The 22,542-nt window shown below is 72.8% G+C and carries 12 protein-coding genes, 1 other RNA gene and 1 pseudogene; 4 read left to right on the top strand and 10 right to left on the bottom strand.

The features are described from left to right. Positions 1–164: 164 nt before the first annotated feature. Positions 165–4,076, bottom strand: coding sequence for a S8 family peptidase (locus ACZ4EF_RS30580; RefSeq protein ID WP_467507307.1), 3,912 nt, complete (start codon positions 4,074–4,076; stop codon positions 165–167). Positions 4,077–4,353: 277 nt separating this feature from the next. Between ACZ4EF_RS30580 and ssrA the strand changes: the two genes are divergently transcribed. Then, positions 4,354–4,723: a transfer-messenger RNA gene (gene ssrA / locus ACZ4EF_RS30575) on the top strand. A 126-nt stretch (positions 4,724–4,849) separates the two neighbouring features. Here the strand turns inward: ssrA and smpB are convergent. The 4 genes from smpB to ftsE form a co-directional block, all read right to left on the bottom strand. Then, positions 4,850–5,329 carry an SsrA-binding protein SmpB gene (gene smpB, locus ACZ4EF_RS30570; RefSeq protein WP_355342970.1) on the bottom strand — a complete coding sequence of 160 codons (480 nt, stop codon included), beginning with the start codon at positions 5,327–5,329 and terminating at the stop codon, positions 4,850–4,852. Positions 5,330–5,347: 18 nt separating this feature from the next. Continuing rightward, the gene (locus ACZ4EF_RS30565; RefSeq protein ID WP_467507305.1) at positions 5,348–6,631 is read right to left on the bottom strand and encodes a S41 family peptidase; all 1,284 of its coding nucleotides are present in this window, start codon (positions 6,629–6,631) and stop codon (positions 5,348–5,350) included. 159 nt (positions 6,632–6,790) lie between these two features. Next, positions 6,791–7,708 carry a permease-like cell division protein FtsX gene (gene ftsX / locus ACZ4EF_RS30560; RefSeq protein WP_188284085.1) on the bottom strand — a complete coding sequence of 306 codons (918 nt, stop codon included), beginning with the start codon at positions 7,706–7,708 and terminating at the stop codon, positions 6,791–6,793. Positions 7,709–7,780: 72 nt separating this feature from the next. Next, entirely contained in the window at positions 7,781–8,470 is a 690-nt protein-coding gene (gene ftsE, locus ACZ4EF_RS30555; protein WP_188284086.1) for a cell division ATP-binding protein FtsE, read from the bottom strand. A 331-nt stretch (positions 8,471–8,801) separates the two neighbouring features. On the opposite strand from ftsE, the gene ACZ4EF_RS30550 reads away from it, so the two are divergent. Beyond that, positions 8,802–8,993 carry a hypothetical protein gene (locus ACZ4EF_RS30550; protein WP_355342964.1) on the top strand — a complete coding sequence of 64 codons (192 nt, stop codon included), beginning with the start codon at positions 8,802–8,804 and terminating at the stop codon, positions 8,991–8,993. 143 nt (positions 8,994–9,136) lie between these two features. On the opposite strand, the gene ACZ4EF_RS30545 is transcribed toward ACZ4EF_RS30550, so the two are convergent. From ACZ4EF_RS30545 to ACZ4EF_RS30525, 5 genes and pseudogenes are all read right to left on the bottom strand, one after another. Next, the gene (locus ACZ4EF_RS30545; RefSeq protein WP_467507302.1) at positions 9,137–9,778 is read right to left on the bottom strand and encodes a hypothetical protein; all 642 of its coding nucleotides are present in this window, start codon (positions 9,776–9,778) and stop codon (positions 9,137–9,139) included. Between the two features lie 285 nt (positions 9,779–10,063). Further along, positions 10,064–11,182 carry a peptide chain release factor 2 gene (gene prfB / locus ACZ4EF_RS30540; protein WP_355342958.1) on the bottom strand — a complete coding sequence of 373 codons (1,119 nt, stop codon included), beginning with the start codon at positions 11,180–11,182 and terminating at the stop codon, positions 10,064–10,066. Positions 11,183–11,281: 99 nt separating this feature from the next. Further along, positions 11,282–12,046, bottom strand: coding sequence for a DUF8189 domain-containing protein (locus ACZ4EF_RS30535; RefSeq protein WP_467347223.1), 765 nt, complete (start codon positions 12,044–12,046; stop codon positions 11,282–11,284). A 159-nt stretch (positions 12,047–12,205) separates the two neighbouring features. Beyond that, positions 12,206–13,528 (bottom strand): annotated as a pseudogene (locus tag ACZ4EF_RS30530) (serine/threonine-protein kinase); the annotation flags it as partial. Positions 13,529–14,842: 1,314 nt separating this feature from the next. Next, positions 14,843–16,519 carry a serine/threonine-protein kinase gene (locus tag ACZ4EF_RS30525; RefSeq protein ID WP_467507300.1) on the bottom strand — a complete coding sequence of 559 codons (1,677 nt, stop codon included), beginning with the start codon at positions 16,517–16,519 and terminating at the stop codon, positions 14,843–14,845. Between the two features lie 698 nt (positions 16,520–17,217). On the opposite strand from ACZ4EF_RS30525, the gene ACZ4EF_RS30520 reads away from it, so the two are divergent. Both ACZ4EF_RS30520 and ACZ4EF_RS30515 read left to right on the top strand, forming a co-directional pair. Next, a complete protein-coding gene (locus tag ACZ4EF_RS30520; protein ID WP_467507298.1) occupies positions 17,218–20,484 on the top strand; it encodes an FtsK/SpoIIIE domain-containing protein in 3,267 nt (1,088 codons plus the stop codon). Between the two features lie 525 nt (positions 20,485–21,009). Continuing rightward, entirely contained in the window at positions 21,010–22,410 is a 1,401-nt protein-coding gene (locus ACZ4EF_RS30515; protein ID WP_355342949.1) for an ABC transporter substrate-binding protein, read from the top strand. Positions 22,411–22,542 lie beyond the last annotated feature (132 nt).

The raw sequence follows: 22,542 nt of genomic DNA, 5'->3' as shown, positions 1-22,542 counted from the left end.
AAGAGAAGGGGGTGGGGGATGGGAGGGAGGGTGGGTGTTTTTAGGCTCGGAACAAACACAACGAAACCAAAAACAACGTGGGGGGCCCCCCCCCCCCCCCCCTCCCCCCCCCCCCCCGGCTGTCGAGGTGGCGTCGGATCAGCGCCACCGGCTCACGTGCCCGTTCACCCCCGCCACAGATACGCGCGGCGTACGGTCTGCCGCACCTGGTCGCCCGCGGCGTCGCGCGCGGTGACCCGCAACGTCACGTACGCATCGCCCCTGGAGTGGGCCGACTTGGTGAGCCGAGCGTCGAAGGTGTTGTGACCTCGGGCGTCCACGCGCGCGCCGGTCCAGGTCCGCCCGTCGTCGTACGACGCCTGGACCTCGACCTTCACGCCGGTCGGCACGGCCGCCCCGTCCTGGGCACGGACGGTCAGACCCACGGTGTGCGAACTCCCCTTGCGCACCGCGTTCGAGGCGTCGACCGGTACCGCGTAGTCGACCTGGAGCAGCGGCAGCAGCGTCGGTCGCGCCGCGGTGCCGGAGCGGAACCACCACGAGGTGCTGGTGTCGGTGGCGTAGCGCCACTCCGGGGAGACCCGTGAAGTCGCCACGTCCAGGCGGTAGTCGGCGGTGCCCGCGGGCACTTCGAGGTCGGCCCACGGGGAGTCGGCGGCGGCGATCCGCCGGCCGTCGCGGAAGAGCGTCGCCTTGGCGGAGTCGCCCTCGACGGGGGCGTCCTGCGCGCCGCTCGTGCCGGAGGCCGTACGCGTGCCGGAGGCCGGGCTCGTACCGGCCGCCGTGCCGAAGCCGCCGAAGTCGCCGCCGACCGCCGCGCGTGCCCAGTGTCCGGCGCCGGAGTCGGTGAACTCCGGTATGCGCAGGTCGAGTACGTCGCCGTTGCGCACGCTCGGGTTGCGCGTGCCGCGCGGGATCGAGGGCCGCACCACGGCCTGCTGCCACGCCTGGTCGGGCTGCTTGCCCGCCCGGTAGGTGGTGGTCGTGTCGACCATGCCGGCCAGCAGCGGCTGGTCGATGTCGAAGGTGGTCTCCTGGTTGACCCGGTGCATCCACCAGGTGCCGTTGGCGCTGACGTACTCGGTACGCGTCACGCCCGTCGGCACGTTCCGCGTCGCCTCCCACGCGAAGTTCTGGTACGGCCGCCACGCGAAGCGCTGCTCAGCGGCCCACGGGGCGCCGCCGTTCTCGGCGTACGTCGTCCTGATCACCGCGCTGTTGGCGGCGGTGACGGTGTGGACGACGCGCTGCGGGATCTGCTGCGTGGACGTCTGGAACACGTCGTACAGATACGGGCTGACCGCCGTGCCGCCGATCCGTACGGTGACGGTCTTCACCGGCTTCTTCGCCAGTCGCGCCAGCAGCGCGTCACCGGCCGCCTTCCCGATCCGTATCGTCGGCACCGCGTTGCGCTCGCCGGTCGGGTACCAGCGGGTCCAGCCGAAGTCGGAGAAGTGCACGATCATCAGCCCGCGCACGCCAGCCTTGGCCGCGGCTGCCGCCAACTCCCTTTCTCCCTCGCCGGATTCGTTGCGGACGACGGCCAGCTTGCCGCGCGCCCCGCTGAAGTCCGGCGCTTCCAGGGAGCCCGCGTCGACCGCCGTCAGATTCACGCCCTTGCTGTCGAAGAGCGGTGAGTACGAGGTGTAGTAGCTCTTCAGCCTCAGTCCCGTGCCCGGCGCCTCGGTGGTGAGCTGCGGCGCGGCGAGCTGCCAGCGGGAGGAGAACTCGAAGTCGCCGTCGGTGACCTTCGTCGTGGGGCTGACGTAGAGCTTGCTGAGAATGCCGGTGAAGAACTCCTCGCTCTCGGTGAGGCCCCTGCCCTCGATCTGACGGTACGTCTGGTAGTAGGGGATGCCGCTCTGTTCGGCGGGCCGCGGCGTACGGATCTCGACCTGCGTGGTCCTGCGGGCGTCCACGGTCACGGCCGTGTCCTTGGTGAGCCTCACCTCGGGCAGCACGACCAGCCGTTCCTCCATGCCGTCGTCCGTCATCTCCTGGAAGGACGCGCGGACTTGGTACGTGCCCTCTTCGAGGTCGGAGGCGGAGGTGCCCTTGCTGTCGCCCGACGGGTACAGCAGACCGCTCGCGCCCCAGATGCTGATGGTGGGGTGGGCCGGAGCGCCGTGCGCGTCGTAGGCGGTGACGGTCAGGGTGTGCAGCGGGCCGTGGGCGACCAGGCCGAGCGTGGTGTGGACGGCCGCTCCCGCCGTGCCCCCGGCCGGTGTCGCCGTCAGATAGCCGTAGTAGGAGCCGTACGTCACCTTGGCCGGGTCGAGGGTGAGGTCGGCGCGGGCGGTGCCGTGGGCGGGGACGGTGACCTTCGTGGCGGCGGCGGAACCGTCGCCGATCCGTACCGCGCCCGCGTTCACCGCCCGGCCGCCCGACGTCGTGAGCGCCAGGCCCAGCGTCAACGTGACCGGCGCGGCGGAGGTGTTGGTGTACGTGACCGGGTAGGTGGCCTTCGGTTCGGTCGCGTGGATGTCGCCGAGGAAGACGGTGCCGGTCGCGGTGAGCGTGCCGAGCGCCGCCGCCGACACGTCGATCCGGCCGCCGCCCTGGTCGGTCACGGCCTGCCCGTCCACGGTGTGCGCGGTGCTGATCAGCGCGTCCTTGAGTTGGCGCACGGTCCAGTCCGGGTGCCGCTGCGCCAACAGGGCCGCGGCGCCCGCCACGTGCGGGGTCGCCATCGACGTCCCCGACAGGCTGACGTAGTACGGGTCGACCGGGTCGCCGAGCGTCGTGCCGCTCGCGCGGGCCGCCACGATGTCCACGCCGGGCGCGGTGACATCGGGCTTGACGGCGCCGTCGCCGTAGCGCGGGCCGCGGCTGGAGAAGTTCGCCAGCGCGTCCTTGCCGTCGACCGCGCCGACGGTCAGCGCGTCGTCGGCGACGCCCGGGATGCCCACGGTCCGCTGCCCGTTCTCGCCGTTGTTGCCCGCCGCGACGACGAAGAGCGTGCCGCTGGCCTCGCTGATCTCGTTCAGCGCCAGGCTCATCGGGTCGGTGCCGTCGCTCTCGTCGTCGGCGCCCAGGCTCATGTTGACGACCTTGGCGCCCTGGTCGGCCGCCCACTGCATGCCCGCGATGACCTGCGAGTCGTAGCCGTAGCCGTCGTCCCCGAGGACCTTGCCGACCAGCAGGTTCGCGGCCTTGGCGACGCCCTTGCGGGCACCGCCAGAGGCCGCTCCCGTACCGCCGACGATGGACGCCACGTGCGTACCGTGTCCGAAGTGGTCGCCGGTGCCGGTCGGGCTCTCGGTGAAGTCCTCGGCCTTCGCGACGCGGTCCTTGAGGTCGGGGTGGGTCTGGTCGACGCCGGTGTCCAGCACCGCGACCTTGACGCCCGCGCCCTCGTATCCCGCCTTCCACAGCGGCGGCGCGCCGATCTGGTCCATGCTGTCCGCCGCCGCCCGGACCCGGCCGTCGAGCCAGATCTTCGGGACGGCGGCGGCCTTCGCGGTGTCGGCCGGCCCGGTGCCGGCCGCCGCGGTGCCGGTCTTCCCGGTGTCCGTTCCCGCGGGCACGATCTGCTGCCAGAAGGCGGCGAGCTTCGCGTCGGGGACGGTGAGGGAGTGGGCCCCGATGCTGCCCAGGTCATGGGTGGGGGCGCCGGGCGCGGCCAGCGCGGTCAGCCGGTCGGCCGCCGCTCCCCCGGACCCCGCGACGATCAGCGGCAGCGAGGCCCGGTGCTCCTCGTCGTACCGCTGCTCCACCAGCGCCGTGACGTCGAACAGCCGCCGGTCAAGCCGCCCCGACCGTACGAGGGGGTCGGCGTCCGACGGCAGCACGGTCAGCCGCCCGTCGGCGTCCGAGGTGTGGAAGACGACGCGCTCCCGTCCGGCGCCCGGCTCGACGGAGGCGGTGTGCCGGCCGTCCGCGGTCGTCGTCACCCGCACCCGGTCGCCGGTGATCAGCCGAACCGTGGCGGTGCTGTCGGGGGCTGTCCCCGGCTGTGCGCCCGATGTCGGTACGGGTTCGGCGCCGGGTACGGCGACGGCCGCGGTGGGTACGGCGGCGGAGACGGCCAGGATCAGCCCTGTCGACACGACCGCCGCGAAGCGGGTTCGTCTCATCGGTCCAGCCCCTTTCCATGCATGTGCACGCGATGCTGGAAAGAATCCGGTGGGGCCGGAGGGTGTGTCACCCGTTTCCGGTGGCACGGATGTGACGTGGCACAACGGCGCCACCCGCGCCGCCGCCCCCTCCCCGGTGACGGCCGGGTGGCCGCGCGCTTGCTCCCGGGCGTGCGCCGGGCCACCCACGGGGGAATGCGCTGGCCCGTGTGACCGTTGATCCCGTACGATGGAAGCAGCCGCCACCCTCGGGTGGTGCACCTTGAAAAATCAACATGGGGATGATCGGTTTCGACTGGGGATGTCGAAGCAGGGGAAGCGAGCCGAGGAAGCGGCAATGATCTCGTTAACCATATGTCGCAACCAATAATCGCCAACACCAAGCGCGATTCCTTCGCCCTCGCTGCCTAAGTAGCGACTTGCGAAGTGTCAGCCCGGGGGTGATCCCGACCCGGATCCTGGCATCATCAAGGGATCTAAACTTCTAGGGCCGGTCACGGGCCTCAGAAGGAAATCAAACAGTGACTGAGCCCGTCGGCAGCTTGTCCGCGTGACAGCCGGGGCCGAGAAAAGCACAGCGGACTGCGCTCGGAGAAGCCCTGATTCCGCACCACAGGACGCGGGTTCGATTCCCGCCATCTCCACCACCCCATGTGACAACGGCACCCTCCTTCGGGAGGGTGCCGTTTCGTCGTTTCAGGGCAAGCCGACGTCGTGACGTCGTGTCACCCGCGTCTCCCCCGGGCGCGTCGAGGCCGGCGGCCGGGGGCGGCTCAGCCGCGCTGTTTGCGGCGCACGGCCGAGATGGCGCGGTCGGACTCGCGGCGGTCCTGCTTCTCGCGCAGGGTCTGCCGCTTGTCGTACTCCTTCTTGCCCTTGGCCAGGGCGATTTCGACCTTGGCGCGGCCGTCCTTGAAGTACAGGGCGAGCGGCACGATCGTGTGCCCGGTCTCCTGGGTCTTGTGGACCAGCTTCTCGATCTCGGCGCGGTGCAGCAGCATCTTGCGGCGGCGGCGCGCGGAGTGGTTGGTCCAGGTGCCCTGGGTGTACTCCGGGATGTGCACGTTGTGCAGCCACGCCTCGCCGCCGTCGAGCTGCGCGAAGCCGTCCACCAGGGAGGCGCGTCCCTGGCGCAGGGACTTGACCTCGGTGCCGGTCAGCACGAGCCCGGCCTCGAAGGTGTCCAGGATGAGGTAATCGTGCCGCGCCTTCTTGTTCTGCGCGATCAGTTTGCGACCCGTCTCTTTTGCCATAACCGGGCCATTGTCCCACTAGGAGGGGGGTCCGAGGCCAGCGAATACCTCGTGACTCTCGGCGAGCGGGTCCTCACCGGAGGGGACGGTCACATCGGGGTCGATGCCACGCCCGTCCACACTGCGCCCGTCCGGCAGCCGGTAGTGGCCGACGGTCAGCTCGGCGACCGACCCGTCGGGCAGCGTGCTGGGCATCTGGACCGAGCCCTTGCCGAAGGTGCGCGAGCCGATGACGACGGCCCTGCCGCGGTCCTGGAGGGCGCCGGTGAGCAGTTCCGCGGCGCTCATCGTGCCGCCGTCGACCAGGATGACCAGCGGGACGGTGGTGTCGCCGCCCTCGGCCGCGTAGAGGGCCTGCTGCTCGCCGTGGACGTCGTAGGTGGCGACGAGGCCGCCGTCGAGGAAGGCGGAGGCCACCGCGACCGCCTCGGTGACCAGGCCGCCGGAGTTGCCGCGCAGGTCGAGCAGCACGCCGTGCTCGGAGTCCCGTACCGCGTCGCGCACCTGGTCGCCGACGCCGAGCGTGAAGGCGTCGATCTTGACGACCGTGGGCGCGTCGGCGGACCGCGTCACGGTGACGGCGTCGGTGTCGAGCGTGGCGCGACGTACCGTGACCGTCCAACTACGCTGCGCCCGCTGGACTCCCAGCTGTACGACGCTGCCGGGGACGTTGTCGCCGCGCAGGTCCGCGACGACCTCGGTGACCGCGAGGCCGGTGCACTTGACCGGGCCGATGGTGGCCAGCAGGTCGCCCTCGCGCAGGCCCGCGCGGTCGGCGGGGCTGCCGGGCTGGACGCGGGCGATCTGGATCCGGCCGTCGTCGATCCGCCGCACGGACAGGCCGACGCCGACGTAGCGGCCGTCGAGCGCCTGTTGGAGGCCCGCGTACTCGCGGGCGGTGTAGAAGGACGACCAGCGGTCGCCGCTGCGGCTGACGAGCTTCGCGGCGGCGAGCGGGCCGACCTTGCCGTCCTGGATCTCCTCGGCGATCCGGCCGGTGTCGACGTGGTCGCCGTTCGCCCCGTCCGGCTTCGCCCGCGAGCCCGTGGGGGTCTCGGAGGCCGCGGGGGACGACGGGGCGGCCTCGCCGCCGTGGGGCGGGGCCGGTGGCTTGCCGTCGTCCTGCCGCCCGTCGGCGACCGGCGCGGCGGCGATACGGGTGGCGCGGGCGGCGGTCCGCGCGTCCGGCGCGGTGAGTCCGCTGGCCGCCGCACCGGTGGCCAGCAGAGTGCTGAACACCAACGTCAGAGTGGCCCCGCGGCGCAAGCGGCGGGGCGTCCCGAACAGCGACGGGCCGGACATGGCCGGAAGTCTAGGACAGAAACGGGCGGCATACGGATAGTTGCCGCTACCTCGGCGGGGCATGATCCGCAACCCGGTACACCGCCCCCCTGGGACCCGTCCCCCGCCGTACGGCCCCGCGAAGGGCCCGGCGCGACGGCCGGGCCCGGCCCGCGGGCGTCAGACCTTCAGATACCTGCGCAGCGCGATGAAGGCGGCGATCGACGGCATCACAACGCCGATCAGCAGCACCAGCGGCAGCACCGCGACCACCGAGTCCCAGCCGAGGAAGGAGACCAGCGGGATCTTCTCCTGGAGCTTCAGACCCGCGTCGATCATGAAGTACCGGCCGCCGAGCAGCATTCCGCACGCCAGCCCCGCGCCCACGAGTCCGGCGAAGGCCGCCTCCATGATGAACGGCATCTGGATGTAGAAGCTGGAGGCGCCGACCAGCCGCATGATGCCGGTCTCTCTGCGGCGGCTGAAGGCGGACACGCGCACGGTGTTCACGATCAGCAGCATCGCGACGGTGAGCATGAAGGCCAGCACCACCCAGGCGGCCAGCGTCATACCGTTCAGCAGCGAGAAGAGGTTCTTCAGCACGGCCCGTTGATCCTCAACGGACTGCACCCCCGGACGCCCGTCGAAGGCGCTCGCGACGACGGTGAACTTCGTCGGGTCCCTGAGTTTGACCCGGTAGTTCTCCTGCATCTGGTCCGGGGTGATCGAGGCCGCGAGCGGGGAGCTCTTGAACTGCTCCTGGTAGTGCTTGTACGCCTGCTCGGCGTTCTCGAAGTAGACCTTCTCCACGATCGGGAGCTTTTCCAGGTCGGCCTTGATCTGGGCCTTCTGGTCGTCGGTGACGGCGCCCTTGGCGCAACTGGGCGTCGTCGACGCGTCGCCCTTGTTGCACATGTAGATGGTGACCTGGACCTTGTCGTACCAGTAGCCCTTCATGGACTTGACCTGCTTGTTGGCCAGCAGGGCGCCACCGGTCAGGGCGAGGGAGAGCGCGACGGAGATGATCACCGCGAAGGTCATGGTGAGATTGCGGCGGAGTCCTACGCCGATCTCCGACAGGACGAACTGGGCGCGCATGGTCTCTGGTTGTCCTTTCAGGGGGGTGGTGACTACTGCTGTACGGCAGTACGTACGCCGTACGCGCGGCTCTCAGTGTTGGTAGCCGTAGACACCGCGCGACTGGTCGCGCACCAGCCGCCCCTTCTCCAACTCGATGACGCGCTTGCGCATCTGGTCGACGATGTTCTGGTCGTGGGTGGCCATCACCACGGTCGTGCCGGTCCTGTTGATCCGGTCCAGCAGGCGCATGATGCCGACCGAGGTCTGCGGGTCGAGGTTTCCGGTCGGCTCGTCCGCGATCAGCAGCATGGGCCGGTTGACGAAGGCTCGGGCGATGGCGACGCGCTGCTGCTCACCGCCGGACAGCTCGCCGGGCATCCGGTCCTCCTTGCCCGCGAGGCCGACCAGGTCGAGCACTTCGGGCACGGTCTTGCGGATGGTGCCGCGGGCCTTGCCGATCACTTCGAGGGCGAACGCCACGTTCTCCGCGACCGTCTTGTTGGGCAGCAGCCGGAAGTCCTGGAACACGGTGCCGAGTTGGCGCCGCATCTGCGGCACCTTCCAGTTCGACAGCCGGTTGAGGTCCTTGCCGAGGACGTGCACCATTCCCGTGTCCGTGCGCTCTTCGCGCAGGATCAGCCGCAGGAAGGTCGACTTTCCCGAGCCGGACGAGCCCACCAGGAAGACGAACTCACCCTTCTCGATCTCCAGCGAGACGTCCCGAAGTGCAGGACGGTTCTGCTTGGGGTAGGTCTTGGTGACGCTGTCGAATCGGATCACGTTCGCACCAGGTTTGCGGGGACGGGTGGACAGGGGATGTGGGGGCGACACTACGCGACCGAGCCAGGGGTGCGCAGTCGCCGGGGAGGGTTGGTGGGCTTGCCCACAGGGCACACGCGGACAAACCCGTCATTGACCCCTTACACCTCAGCGCGGCCGGCCGCCACCGGAGGTCCGCTCCCCCGCCCGCGCCGCTCTCGCGGACCCCGCCGGAGCCGCCGTACGGGCCGCCGGTCCACCGGGGGCCGCGCCGAATCCGGCGGAAGCTGGCACAGTGGAACAAGGAACACTTCGGCCTCCCGGGGCGTTCACCGGACGAGGAGGAGATCGCATGACGTGCGACCGGCTGGTGTGCGCCAACTGCGCGGGTCCGGTGAGCGAGGGCCGCTGCCCCGTCTGCCGGGCGAACCGCGCCCGCCTGGAGCGGGAGAATCCCTGGTCCAACATCTCCCCCGCGACCTTGATAGCCCTGCTCGTGGCCCTGCTGACGGTGGTGCTCGTGGTGGAGCACGCGACCGCGTAGAGCAGTCCCGCGGGCGGCACGTGAGAAATACGTGAGAGGTACGTCACATTCACGGGTGGGCGAGCTGAGACATCACGGAGGGCCCGGAACGCATCGCGTTCCGGGCCCTTCGTCGTGCGCGTCAGGTGCGGTCGCGCGGCGCCTCAGGAGGCGTCGCGGCGCTCCTTCAGGCGCGGGGACAGCTTGAAGCCGACGCCGCCCGCCACGAGGGCCGCGGCGCCGATGAGCATGTACGTGGTGCCGTCGGAGCCGGTCTCGGCGAGCTGCTGCGTCGTCTGGCTCTGCGGGACCTGCTGAGTGTTGTCGGTGCCGGGGTTGTTGTTCCCGCAGTCGACGCTGTCACCGGTCAGGGTGCAGGTGTTGTTGTTGCCCGTCGCGCTCGGGCTGACGCTGGGGCTCGGCGAACCGCTCGGACCGCCGTCGTCGCTGCCGCCGCTGACACCGGCGATGGAGCCGGGCGCGGTCGTCGGAGGCGTGGTGGGCGGAGTGGTCGGCGGCGTCGTGGGAGGCGTCGTCGGCGGGGTGGTGGGGGGCGTGGTCGGCGGCGTCGTGGGAGGCGTCGTCGGGGGCGTGGTGGGGGGCGTGGTCGGCTCGTCGGTCGGCGGCGTGGTCGGTTCGTCCGTCGGGTCCGTCGTGGGCGGGTCCACCACCGCGGCGGCCGACGGCGGCGCGTCGCTGCTCACCGCCGCCTGAGCAGCCCCCGCCACGGTCAGGGACGCACCGGCCGCGATCACCGCGACGGCCGCCACGCGCGTGACGCGTACCCTCGTGCTCTGCTTGGTCATGTCTCAACTACCCCCGGTAGACGTCGGCTTGAAGCACGCGCCGCTGCGGGCACGGTCGATTACGCCGCTTTCGCGCGCATGCCGGACATCACCTTTGTGGCATTCACCAGGAGCGTCAAGGTCATTAAGCGCAAAGTGCCCCAACTGTCCCGTCTTGCCCGGCACTTCAGCACACGTCTGTGACACGGCAGACAGATGGGATCAAGGCAACGGCCGTACGGCGGGGCCGTATCGCCCTCTCAGCCGTACGGCGCGGGGCCGTATCACGCGGTGGCCTTCTCCCGATTACGCGGTGGCCTTCTCGCGGGACTTGCGCCAGCGGATGCCCGCCTCGATGAAGCCGTCGATGTCGCCGTCGAGGACGCCCTGCGGGTTGCCGACCTCGTACTCGGTGCGCAGGTCCTTGACCATCTGGTACGGGTGCAGGACGTACGAACGCATCTGGTTGCCCCAGGAGTTGCCGCCGTCGGACTTGCCGAGGGAGTCCATCAGGGCCTGCTCCTCCTGGCGGCGCCGCTCCAGCAGCTTGGCCTGGAGGACGTTCATCGCGCTCGCCTTGTTCTGGATCTGCGAGCGCTCGTTCTGACAGGAGACGACGATGCCGGTCGGGATGTGGGTGATCCGGACCGCGGAGTCGGTGGTGTTGACGCCCTGGCCGCCGGGGCCCGAGGCGCGGTAGACGTCCACGCGCAGCTCGGACTCGTCGATCTCGACGTGGTCGGACTGCTCCACGACCGGCAGCACCTCGACGCCCGCGAAGGACGTCTGGCGGCGGCCCTGGTTGTCGAAGGGCGAGATCCGCACCATGCGGTGGGTGCCCTGCTCGACGGAGAGGGTGCCGTAGGCGTAGGGGACCTTGACGGTGAAGGTGGTCGACTTGATGCCGGCCTCCTCCGCGTACGAGGTCTCGTAGACCTCCGTCGGGTAGCCGTGCCGCTCGGCCCAGCGCAGATACATCCGCTGGAGCTGCTCCGCGAAGTCGGCGGCGTCGACACCGCCCGCCTCGGCGCGGATGTTGACCAGCGCCTCACGGGCGTCGTACTCGCCGGACAGCAGGGTGCGGACCTCCATCTCGTCCAGCGCCTTGCGTACCGACTCCAGCTCGGCCTCGGCCTCGGTCTGCGCGTCGGCGTCGTCCTCGCTCTCGGCCAGCTCGAAGAGGATGGACAGGTCGTCGATCCGGCCGCGCAGCGCCTCGACCTTGCGCAGCTCCGCCTGGAGGTGGGAGAGCCGGCTGGTGATCTTCTGCGCGTTCTCCGGGTCGTCCCACAGGGACGGCACCGCGGCCTGCTCCTCCAGCGCGGCGATGTCGGCCCGCATCCGGTCGAGGTCGAGGACGGCCTCGATCGACCCCATGGTCGAGGACAGGGACTTCAGCTCTTCGGAAACATCGACGATCGCCACGGCTCCAGCCTACCGGCTGGTCGAGCGGACCCGCCCCGGCCGGGAGCCCGCCGGCCGCCGGGAGGGCCCGCGATCCGGTGCCGGGCGGGCCGGATCGCGTCAGATGTGGGCCGTGGTGCGGGTGAGGGTGCCCGACGGCGTCCTGGAGTACAGCTCCAGGGTGTGCGCGGAGGCGGCGGCGCCCAGGGCCGCGTCGGTGGGCGCGGTGAAGGGCGCGGTGGCCCAGTCGCCCTCCAGCGAGGCGGCGTCGCCGTCGAGCGCGGCGGCGGCCTGGGTGCCGGGTGTGAAGGCGAAGAGCCGGCCCGAGGCGGCGACCGCGTCGGGGCGCGCGGAGGTGTCCAGGCCCTTGATGACCTCGCTGGGCCGCCAGGCGCCGCCGGAGTACGGCAGCCGCAGCACGGCGCCGTCGGCCTTGCGGACCACGAAGGCGTCCAGGGAGCCGCGGGACCGGGAGATCAGCGCGGGGGCCGAGGTGATCCGGCCCGCGGTGGGCACCAGCGCCCAGGCGTTCCAGCGGTCGCCGACCAGCGAGGCGGTCACCAGGTCGCCGCCGACTCGTCCGACCAGGTCGATCCGGCCGGGCTCCGAGGACGCGGCGGCGGGCGCCGCGTCGAAGCGGGTCCGCTCGTCCACCTGCGACCAGGCGTTCCAGTAGCCGTCGGTCAGCGTGCGGCGGTAGAGCAGCCCGTCGGTGCCGAGCCCGAACAGGTCGATCCGCCCGGCGTGCGCGGACGCCACCGCCGGGTCGTCGTCCACGCTTATCCCGGTGAGCTTGTGCCACGCGCCGTAGCCGGAGCCGTCCCGGATCACGTACCAGACGTTCTTGTCGGCGCCGCGGGCGAAGACGTACGTGGCGCCGTCCATGGTCAGGGCGCGGGGGCCGCCGAGCAGCTTGACGCCCGCGGCCGGTACGTCCTTGTACGACGACCACTGCGGGAGCGTGACCGGCGCGCCGGTGCGGCCCTGCGGGGAGGCGGCGCCCGCGGTGGGCGCGGTCGGGGTGCCGCGGGTGGCGGTCGGCGTCGGGCTGGGCGGGGCGTCGTCCCGCGAGGTGCCGCCGGAGTCGTTGCCCGAGCCGGAGCCCGCGGTGGCGATCCCCCAGCCGCCGATGCCCGCGACGGCGAGCGCGGCGGCGGCCGCGGCGGCGAACTTGATCCGGCGCTGGCGCACGGCGTCGGAGACCGCGCGGTGCCGGGGGCTGGCCGGGCGGCCCGGCGCCGAGGCGCGGCGCTGGCTGTCGCGGGCCGCCTTGCTGCCCTTGCCGTTGCGGGAGGCGGCGCCGTAACCGGCCAGCTCCTCCGCCGTGGGCAGCTTGATGCTGGTGTGGGTGTCCCGGCTGGAGTCCGGCGCGGCGCCCCTGACCAGCGGTACGGCGCCGCGCGGGCGGTCGGCGCCGGGGCCGCGGGGCGGTTCCGGTGCACTGGGCGGCAGGTCGGCGAAGCCGTCGTCGTACGCGTCCTGGTCGTCCGCGCCCGGTCCGCCGTCGTCGGTGCCGGGGGCGGCGACGTCGAGCGCGGGCAGGCCCGCGAGGTGCGGCAGCAGGTCCCTCAGCCGGGTGGCCAGCTCGCCCGCGGTCAGCCGCGAGGCGGGGGCCTTGGCCAGGCAGGCCGCGAGAATCCGCCACAGGTCGTCGGTCAGACCGGGCAGCGGCGCGACGGTCTCGGTGACGTGCCGGCGCAGCACCGCGCCGGGGTGGCCGCCGCCGAACGGCGTGAACCCCGCGAGGAGTTCGTACAGCACGGTGGCCAGCGCGTAGATGTCGACCGACGCGCGCGGCGGCAGGCCCTCGATGATCTCCGGGGCCAGGTAGTCGGGGGTGCCGATGATCCGCGTGGCACGGGTGCGGCGGGGGGTGTCGACCAGCCGCGCGATGCCGAAGTCGGTGAGCAGCGCGGGCGGCGCGCCGCCGGGGCCCGTGGCCACGGCCGAGTCCAGCAGCACGTTCTCCGGCTTCACGTCGCGGTGGACGACGCCCGCCGCGTGCGCGGCGGCCAGCCCGTCGGCCACGTCCGCGGCGATGGCGACGGCGGCCTCCGGCACCAGGCGCCGCTCGCGTTCCAGCCGCGAGCGCAGGTCGGTGCCGCGGACCAGGTCCATCACCAGGGCGAGGTCGGTGCCGTCCACCACGAGGTCGCGGATGCCGACGATGTGCGGATGGTCCAGGGAGAGCAGCGCCGTGCGCTCCTGCACGAAGCGGCCGACGAGGTCCTGGTCGGAGGCGAGGTCCTCGCGCAGCAGCTTGATGGCGACCGGGCCCTCGGGGCCCTCGCCGAGCCACACCGTGCCCGCGGACCCCCGCCCGAGCACCTGGTGCGCGGTGTACCGGCTGCCGATCTTCCTGGCCAAGGCTTGCTCCGACTCCTCCGACAGTCCGTCGTGTTGGCGACAAAGCTACGCGGATCAGGGGCCGTTCGGGGTACGCGAGCCCCCTCACGCGCCGTTCCGCCACAGAAATCACCCTCCAGAATCGACAAATCCCCACCCCAAGCACCCCACCGGTGCAAGGGTGCCTCGCCGAGAGGGCACCGCCTTCGGGGGTGGGTGCGGGGGTGCGCAGGGGGTGAGTGCCGGGGGGCGTGTGCGCAGGGGGGTCGCCGCTGGGGGCCGGTTGCACGAGAGGCTGCGCCCCTGCGGTACGGCTGCGCAGGTGGGTTCGCCGGTAGCCATGGAGCCGAAGGGCGCGCCGGTGTTGAAAAGGAGAACGCGCACAGTGACCGAGGAACGAGGGAACGAGCACGATCGACTGTCGACACCGGGTCTAAGCGCCCGGAGGCGGAAGGGCGGCAAAAAAAGGGATCGGGGTGCGCATAGAAAGAACGGCTCCCCCGCAGGGTGAGGATGCGCGAGGCGGTTCGCACGACGGTGAGTTCACGCGGTAGGGCACCCGCGCAGGGGGAGCTTGCGCAGGACGGTTCGCACCACGGTGAGCCCACACAGGACGGAAGCCACCCACCGCCACCCCCAACACTGAGCCGACGGGAGGGGGTTCGCGCGGACGGTGAGCCCGCGCGAGACGGCACCCACCATGGTGGCCCCACGGGAGACGGCACCCCCAGGGTGAGGTTGCGCGAGACGACACCCACCCACGTTCACCCGCAACGCTCAGGCGCCCGAGATGGCACCCACGCACGGTGAGCTGGTACGAGTCGGCACCCACCACGGTCAACTGACCCCGGGGGGCAGGCACCCCACGGCGACCTCACGCGAGACGGCACCCACCCACGGCGAACACGTGCGCGTGAGCCGTCCTGCGTGAGCCCACCGCGCGGGGGAGCCGCCTCGCGCATCCTCACCGTGCGTGCGAGCCCTCTTGCGTCAGCTCACCGCGATCCCCCTTTTTTTGCCGCCCTCTCGCCTCCGGCGGCTTAAATCCGGTGTCGACGGTCGATCGTGCTCGCTCCCTCGTTCCTCGGTCGCTGTGCGCGTTCTCCCTTTCAACACCGGCGCCGCCTTCGGCTCCATGGCTACCGGCGAACCCACCTGCGTAAACGCACCCGAGCGGCGAACCCCACCGCGCAGCGGTGCCGTAAGGGCGCAGGCCCTGCGCAAACGCACCCCTGCGGCGCGCCCTCCCCCCGCAGCCGCACCCAGCGGCGGACCGCCCTGTCTCACGGGGCCGTCGTGCGGCGCACCCCGGCGTCAACCGGCGGGCGGAGCCCGTTAGTTGCCGTTGGAGTCGCCCGTGATCGAGGAGATTTTGTCGTAGACGGTGCTGACCCAGCCGGAGGAGGCGTCCCAGAGGTTGCGGGTGCTGTTGACCCAGTCGGGGAGGGGGGTGGTGTACCAGACGACGACGAAGATGACGACGATCACGAGGATGACGGTGAGGCAGCCCTTGAGGCAGCCGAGGCCCGGGATCTTCATGGGGTTGGCGCTGCGCTGGCGGGGCTCGCGTTGGCGGGGCTCGGGCGCGGGGGCGGGCGGGCGCTGGGGCTCGTAGCGTTGCGGCTGCGGCTGTTGGTAGCGCGGCTGCGGGGGCTGAGGGCGCTGCTGCTGGGGCTGCTGGTACGGCTGCGCGTAGCCCTGCCCGCCCTGCCGCCCCCGACCTTGGCCCTGCCCCTGCCCCTGGTGCGGCTGGCGCGGGGGCTGTTGGGGCTGGGGCTGGGGGCGGCGGCGCGGCTCGCGGCGCAGGGGGTCCTGTTCGGGGGAAAGGTAGCGCAGCTCGGTCTGCTCGTTGCGGTGCCGCAGGGCGCTGAGCTGGGATTCCCACGGGTGCGGGCCCTGGGGGGTGCCGGGGCCCTCGTCCGGGATGGGCGGCAGGACGCGGGTGCCCTCGGCGGCGGCACCGCCGGGGCCGGGGTCGCCGGGCAGTTCGGTGGTGGAGGCGTTCGGGTCGTAGGTGGAAGGCGTCGCGCCCTGGCGGGAGGGCAGCACCTGGGTCGGCTCCGCGTCGCCGGAGGCGGAGGCGGAGCCCTGGCCGGTGCCGGGGACCAGCGTCGGCGTCGCGTCGGGCGCCAGGAGGCCGCCGACGGCGAAGGCCGCCTCGGCCGCGGCGGGCGAGGAGTGCACGCCGATGCCCGCGGCGACCACGCGCAGCGCGCGGGCCAGGTTCTCGGCGCTGGGCCGCTGCCCCGGCTCCTTGCGCAGGCAGCGCTCTATCACCGTCCACAGCGGTTCCGGCACGGTCGTGGGGCGGCGCGGCTCCTGGTTGAGGTGCGCCTGGAGCACTTCGATGGCGCTGTCGCCGCGGAACGGCGGACGCCCGGTGACCAGCTCGTACAGCAGGATGCCCGCGCCGTAGACGTCCACGGCCGAGGTCTGCGGGCGGCCCTGCGCGGACTCCGGCGCGATGTAGGCGGGGGTGCCGACGAATTCGTGGGTACGGGTGAGGCCCGGCGAGTCCGCGAGCCGCGCGATGCCGAAGTCGGTCAGCATCGGGTGCATCTGCGGGTTGCCGTCCTCGCCGGTGACCGTGGCGAGCAGCACATTGGCGGGCTTGAGGTCGCGGTGCACGACGCCGTCGGCGTGGCTGGCGGCGAGCGCGTCGGCGACGGCCGCGGTGAGCAGTGCGGCGCCGACCGGGCTGAACGGTCCGTTCTCCCGCAGGTAGCGGTGCAGGTCGGGGCCGTCGATCAGGTCCATCACGAGGGCGAGCAGATCGCCCTCGACGACCAGGTCGCGGACCCGGACGATGTGCGGGTGGCGCAGCCGGACCAGCACGGAACGCTCGCGCAGGAAGCGCATCACCACGTCCGGGTCGCCGGCCAGCTCTTCCTTGAGCACCTTGACGGCGACGGCGCTGCCCTGCTCGCCGCGCACCTGGCCACGCCAGACGGTGCCCGTGGCGCCGCGTCCCAGCGGTTCCTCCAGGAGGTACTTGCTGCCTACCGGCCGCACGTCATGCGCTCCCTGCTCCGTAGTGTGTCCGCCCTGACCATGCGCGCCGCCGGCACGTGCGCGGCGGTGCTCATGGCCGTACTCATGGCGGGCTCGCCCTGATTCCGGCCAAGCGTAGTGCCGCCGGGCGGGCCCGCGTCCTGGCCGCGCCACGGGAATCGGCCCGTGCCGCGTTCCGTCCGGCGTTCCGTCCGGCGTTCCGTGCCGTGCCCGGTGTCGCGCCCACGACCCGCCGCCAGCCCGCCGTCGGCCGGACGACGGCCCGGCGACGGGCCGCGGAGGGTCCGGGAACGCCCGAGAACGTCCGAGAACAGTTGTCCGACCTAGGACGCGAGGACCGGGCTGTTGGTTGCGTCACGTGGTGTCACGGGCATGTGCCGTGGCGCGCGGTGAATCGCGCACGGAGGGCCCGCGCCCGGTTTGTGGCGGCGATCGGCCGCGAGCGGCGGCTTTCCGGTCGGATGCGGCGCTCTTTCCGGACGGTTTCCGTCGCGGGATGATCATCTGCCGTACTTTCAAGATCACTCGGGACGGGACCGGGGACGGGGTGTCAGTGGCGGGTGGGAGGATGCACCCGTACGGTCCGGTTGGGGCAACGGGGGCTCCACCGCTCGTGCTTGTACGTGTCGACGCGCCCGCGCGCGGCCGGGGAGGGGACTTCCCGCCGCGGGTCAGGGCAGAAGGGGAGCGCGGACGAGATGCAGATCCGGCTGACCGTCCTCGGGCCGCGCAGCGGTCGGGCCGTGCGCGCCTGCGACGTGCTCATCACCGCGCCCGCGGGGACCACGCTGGGCGCGGTGGCCGGTGCCCTCGCCTCCGCGGCCGGGTCCGGGCAGCCGGGCAGGTCCGCCGGGGCGTCCGTCGCGCTCTTCGCCGGGACGCTGCGGCTCGCGCCGACCACGCCGCTGGGCGTGCCGCCCCTGGTGGACGGCGCCCTGCTCTCGCTGCACGCGCCCGCGGAGCAGCGCGGCGGCCATGTCGCGGACCACGGTCAGTACGGCCGGTTCGGGCAGTACGGGCAGCCGCCCGCCGAGACGGCCAGGCTGCATGTGGTCGGCGGCCCCGACGCGGGCGGTGTGCACCTGCTCCAGGGCGGCCAGGCCAGGATCGGCCGCTCGGCCGACGCCGACGTGCCGCTCGACGACCCGGACGTCTCCCGTCTGCACTGCGAGGTCGCCTTCGGCGCGGACGGGCTCATCACCGTCGCCGACCTCGACTCGACCAACGGCACCACCCTCGCCGGGCGGTCCGTCGGCCCCCGCCCCCTCGCGCTGCCCCCGGGCGCCCTGCTCCGGATCGGCGAGTCGACGCTCCGCCTGGAGTCGGGAAGCCCCACCGGGCCCTCCGCGCTCGCCGCCGAGCCCGACGCCGACGGGCACCTGCGCGTCTCGCTGCGCGAGCCCTCCGCGCCGCTCCCGGTCACCGACCCCTCGTCCACCGTCACGCACGGCGCGGGCCTGGCCCTGGGCGCGGCCGTCGACGCAGGCGCGGGTGCCGCTACCGGCCCCGGTGCCTTCGGCGGTGCGCGGCCGGACGGCCTCCCCGGCGCGGGTACGTCCGGCGCGGCGCACAGCCGTCCCCCGGCGGCGCCCGAGGCCGAGGCCTACGGCCGTACGCCCGGCGCCCCGTACGACGCGCCCGGCGCCCCCGCCGACGTGTACGGCGACGACGGCGACGAGGACGACGCCCCCCTGGGCAGTGGCCGCCGGGCCACCGGTGAGCGCCGGGCGCCCGGATTCGACAGCGCGCGGCGCCCCGGTGGCGGCGGCGTCGTCGGGTCGATAGGGGCCTGGGCGCGGCGGCGGCTCGGCGCGGCGAAGGGCGTCGCGGACGACGGGGACGGCGGGGAGGCCGAGGCGCTGCGGGAGCGGTGGCCCGATCCCGCGGCCGTCCTGCTGACGGCGCTGGGCCCGGGACGGCGGCTGTGGGAGCGCGGTCCCGGCCATCCGGACGCGCTGACCGTACGGCTGGGGACGGCGGATCTGCCGTCCGAGGACGGGACGCGGCTGCTGACGGCCGTGCCGTTCACCGTGGACCTGCTGGCGCCGCGGACGGCCGCGCTGACCCTGACCGGGCCCCGGCCGCGGCTGGCGGGTCTGGCGCGCGCCGTCCTGGCGCAGCTGTGCGCGCTGCACTCCCCCGCCGCTCTTGAGCTGGTGATGCTGAGCGCCGACCGCGCCCGCACCGCCGACCAGCGCGCCGAGGAGTGGTCCTGGCTGAACTGGCTGCCGCATCTGCGCCCCGCGCACGGCCAGGACTGCCGGCTGCTGCTGGCCTTCGACCGGGACCAGGCGGACGCGCGCACCGGCGAGCTGGCGCGCCGTCTGGAGGCGGGTCCGCTGGGCGCGGGCTGGGCCGCCGCGACCCCCGAGGCGGCTTCGGCGGCGGCGGCCTCGTACGAAGGGCCCTTCACGCTCCTGGTGGTGGACGGCGATCCGGGGTCCACGACGCTGCGGCAGACCGTGGCGCGGATCGCCGTCGCCGGCCCCTCGGTCGGGGTGCATGTGCTGTGCCTGGCCGAGAGCGGTGAGCGGCCCGCTGTGGACACCGGGGTGGTGGCCCGGCTGTCGGGCGACGTGGCGACGACGCTGCGGATCGAGCCCGCGGGCCCGGCCGCCGCGAGCGCGCCGCCGGAACCGGCCGCCGACGAGATCGTGCTGGACGCCGTGTCGGCCGCGTGGGCCGAGCATTTCGCGCGCGCCCTGGCGCCGCTGCGCGAGGCCGACGGCGAGGTGTCCGGCGCCCGTTCGCGGCACGCGCTGCCCGGCACCGTACGGCTGCTCGACGAGCTGGACCTGGCGCTGGCCACGCCCGCGAAGATCGCCGACCGGTGGGCGGCGGCCCCCGCGGCGGTCGGGGCGGCGACGGCCGTCCTGGGCGTCGGCGCGGGCGGCCGGGTCGCGGTGGACCTGGTGACCGAGGGGCCGCACGCGATGGTCGGCGGCGCGCCGGGCTCGGGCAAGACGGAGCTGCTGCGGTCGGTCGCGGCGGCGCTCGCGGCGGGCGACCGCCCCGAGCGGCTGTCCCTGGTGCTGGTGGACGGGGCGGGGCAGGACCGCGGCGAGGGCCTGCGCGCCTGCGCCGACCTGCCGCATGTGAGCACGCATCTGGTGGCCTCGGACCCGTTGCGGATGCGGGAGTTCGCGCAGGCGCTCGGCGCGGAGCTGAAGCGGCGCGCGGAGCTGCTCGACGGGCAGGACTTCGCGGCCTGGCACGGGGACCGGCTGGTCGCCGCGACCGTGCCGCACCAGGGCGGCCCGCACCAAGGCGGCCGGTCCGACGGGCGGAACGAGGCGCGCGCCGGTGAGACGGGGGCGCGCAAGCCCACCGGTCAGGGCGCGGTGACGGCGCGGACCCAGCCCGTGCTGCCCCGGCTCGTGGTGGTCGTGGACGACTTCGACGAGCTGGTCGCGCCCGGTCTCGGCAGCACCGGCAGACCGGCGGCGGGCAGTGTCGTCCGGGCGTTGGAGGCGGTCGCCAGGGAGGGCGCGCGGCTCGGTGTGCACCTCATTGCGTCGACCGGCCGCCCGGAGCGTACGGCGGCCACCGAGGCCGACGAGCGGTCCCGGCTGCGGATCGCGCTGCGCATGCCGGACGCGGAGTCCGCGGCGCTGCTGGTGCATGTCGAGGACCCGGCGGGGCTCGACGACACGGTGCCGGGGCGCGGCTATCTGCGGCGGCCCGGCGGCGCGGTGACGGCGTTCCAGGCGGGCCGGGTCAGCGGCCGTATCCCGCGTACGGCGACGCTCCGGCCGACCGTCGTGGCGCTGGAGTGGGAGCGGATGGGCGATCCTCCGGCCCGCCGCCAGGTCCGCGAGCTGGGCAACGGCCCGACCGATCTCGCCCTGCTGGCCAGTGCCTTGCAGCGGGCGGCGGAGTCGGCGCCCGAGGAGGCGGGCGCGCGCGCCGCGGAAGGCGCCGCGTCCGCGAGCGCGCCGGGTTCCGCCCCCGGCCCGCTGATCTGACATCGCGCGCCCGTCGGACGGCCCGTCGGACGGGCATCCCGCCGAATCCGCCCGTACCGACGCGTCGGAAGCGTCCGAGGCGTCCGCGCGCGGATTTCACGCGGATGCCCTGATCCTGCCCCGTCCGCCAATTCGTACCCGCACGGCGATCCGATTCCGTCCGGCGGGCGGAAACCGTCATTGGTCTGAACCGGTCAGGTGGCCGACGGCGGTCAACTGGCCCGCGTCAGACGGCTGATCTGCGATGTTCCGACGGTCATCACGCACGACGTCCGTCGATTCCCGTGCGGATAGGTCGATTTGACGGGGCGTTGGCCAACGCCCCGTCATGCGGCACACCCGTGCCCCGGCATTCGGGGAGGCGCGTGACGGACAAGCGGCGATATTCCAACAGCCGTCCCTGTTAAAGCGTTTGGCTCAAGATCACGTCATGGTCACGATAGCTGTCACGGAGCCCCGTACTCCCTTGCGGCTGGGGTTCGCGAAGGCATAGGACAGACGCCACGGGACTGAGGGGATGGCCAGATGCGTACGCTGAAGAATCCGCGCACCAGCCGAAACAACCGCACTACGCGCATAGCGCTCGCCACAGTGACGGCGACCGCGCTGGCGTTGACCGCCGCCGCGTGCGGCGGTGACAGCGACAAGAAGGACGACGGCGGGAAATCGCCGAGCGCGTCCGCCACGAGTTCCGCCTCGGGGGTCAAGCTGCCCGATCTGCACGGGCAGAAGCTCGAAGTGGCCGCCGTGTGGACGGGGCCGGAGCAGAAGAACTTCCAGAAGGTGCTGGACGAGTTCGACAAGCTCACCGGAGCGAAATCGACGTTCGTCCCGACCGGCGACAGCCAGTCCACCTTCCTCGGCACGAAGATCGAGGGCGGCGCCCCGCCGGATGTCGCCTTCCTCGCGCAGAACGGCGTGCTGCACCAATTCGCCGACAAGGGCTGGCTGAAGCCGCTGGGCCCCGAGGCGACCGCGCAACTCCAGAAGAACTTCTCGCCCGGATGGCAGAAGCTCGGGGCGTGGAAGGACAAGCAGTACGGCATCTACGCGAAGGTCTCCAACAAGTCGCTGATCTGGTACAACAGCGCGGCTTTCGAGACCGCGGGCGCCTCGGTGCCCAAGACCTGGGACGACTTCCTGAAGACCGCGGAGACCGTCTTCGAGTCGGGCACCGCGCCGGTCTCGGTGGGCGGCGCTGACGGCTGGACGCTCACCGACTGGTTCGAGAACATCTACCTCTCGCAGGCCGGACCCGAGAAATACGACCAGCTCGCCGCGCACACCATCAAGTGGACCGACCCGTCGGTGAAGGACGCGCTCACCACGCTCGGGCAGCTCTTCGGCAAGAAGGACCTGCTCGCGGGCGGCAACAGCGGCGCGCTCGCCGCCGACTTCCCGAAGTCGGTGACGCAGGTCTTCACCGGCAACCCGCCGGCCGGCGCGATGGTCTACGAGGGCGACTTCGTCTCCGCGTTCATCGCCGCCAACACCAAGGCGAAGGTGGGCACGGACGCGAAGGTCTTCCCGTTCCCCGCGGTGGGCAGCGGCAAGGCGCCGGTGGTCAGCGGCGGTGACGTGGGCGTGGCGCTGAAGGACAGCCCGGCCGCGCAGGCGCTGCTGACGTACATCGCGACGCCGGAGGCGGCCAAGATCTGGGCGCAGGGCGGCGGTTACCTGTCGCCGAACAAGTCGCTGGACTTCGCGGCGTACCCGGACGACGTGCAGCGGTCCATCGCGCAGGCGCTGATCGCGGCGGGCGACGACTTCCGCTTCGACATGTCGGACCAGGCTCCGGCCGCCTTCGGCGGGACCAAGGGCCAGGGCGAGTGGAAGGACCTCCAGGACTTCCTCTCCAAGCCGTCCGATGTCGCGGGCGTGCAGGCCAAGCTCGAAGCGGACGCCGCCAAGGCGTACGGGAACTGAGGCGAGATGCCCCCGATGGCTGACTCCGCCGCGGGGGCGGGAGGCGGGGGGGGGGGGGGGGGGGGGGGGGGGGGGGGGGGGGGGGTGGGGGGGGGGCCCCGAGAAAGGAAGGGAAGAGAAAAAGAAAAAACG

Source organism: Streptomyces sp. NPDC025721, assembly GCF_055558595.1.
The sequence above is the reverse complement of the archived record's forward strand: the minus strand, read 5'-3'. Positions and strand labels throughout refer to the sequence as shown.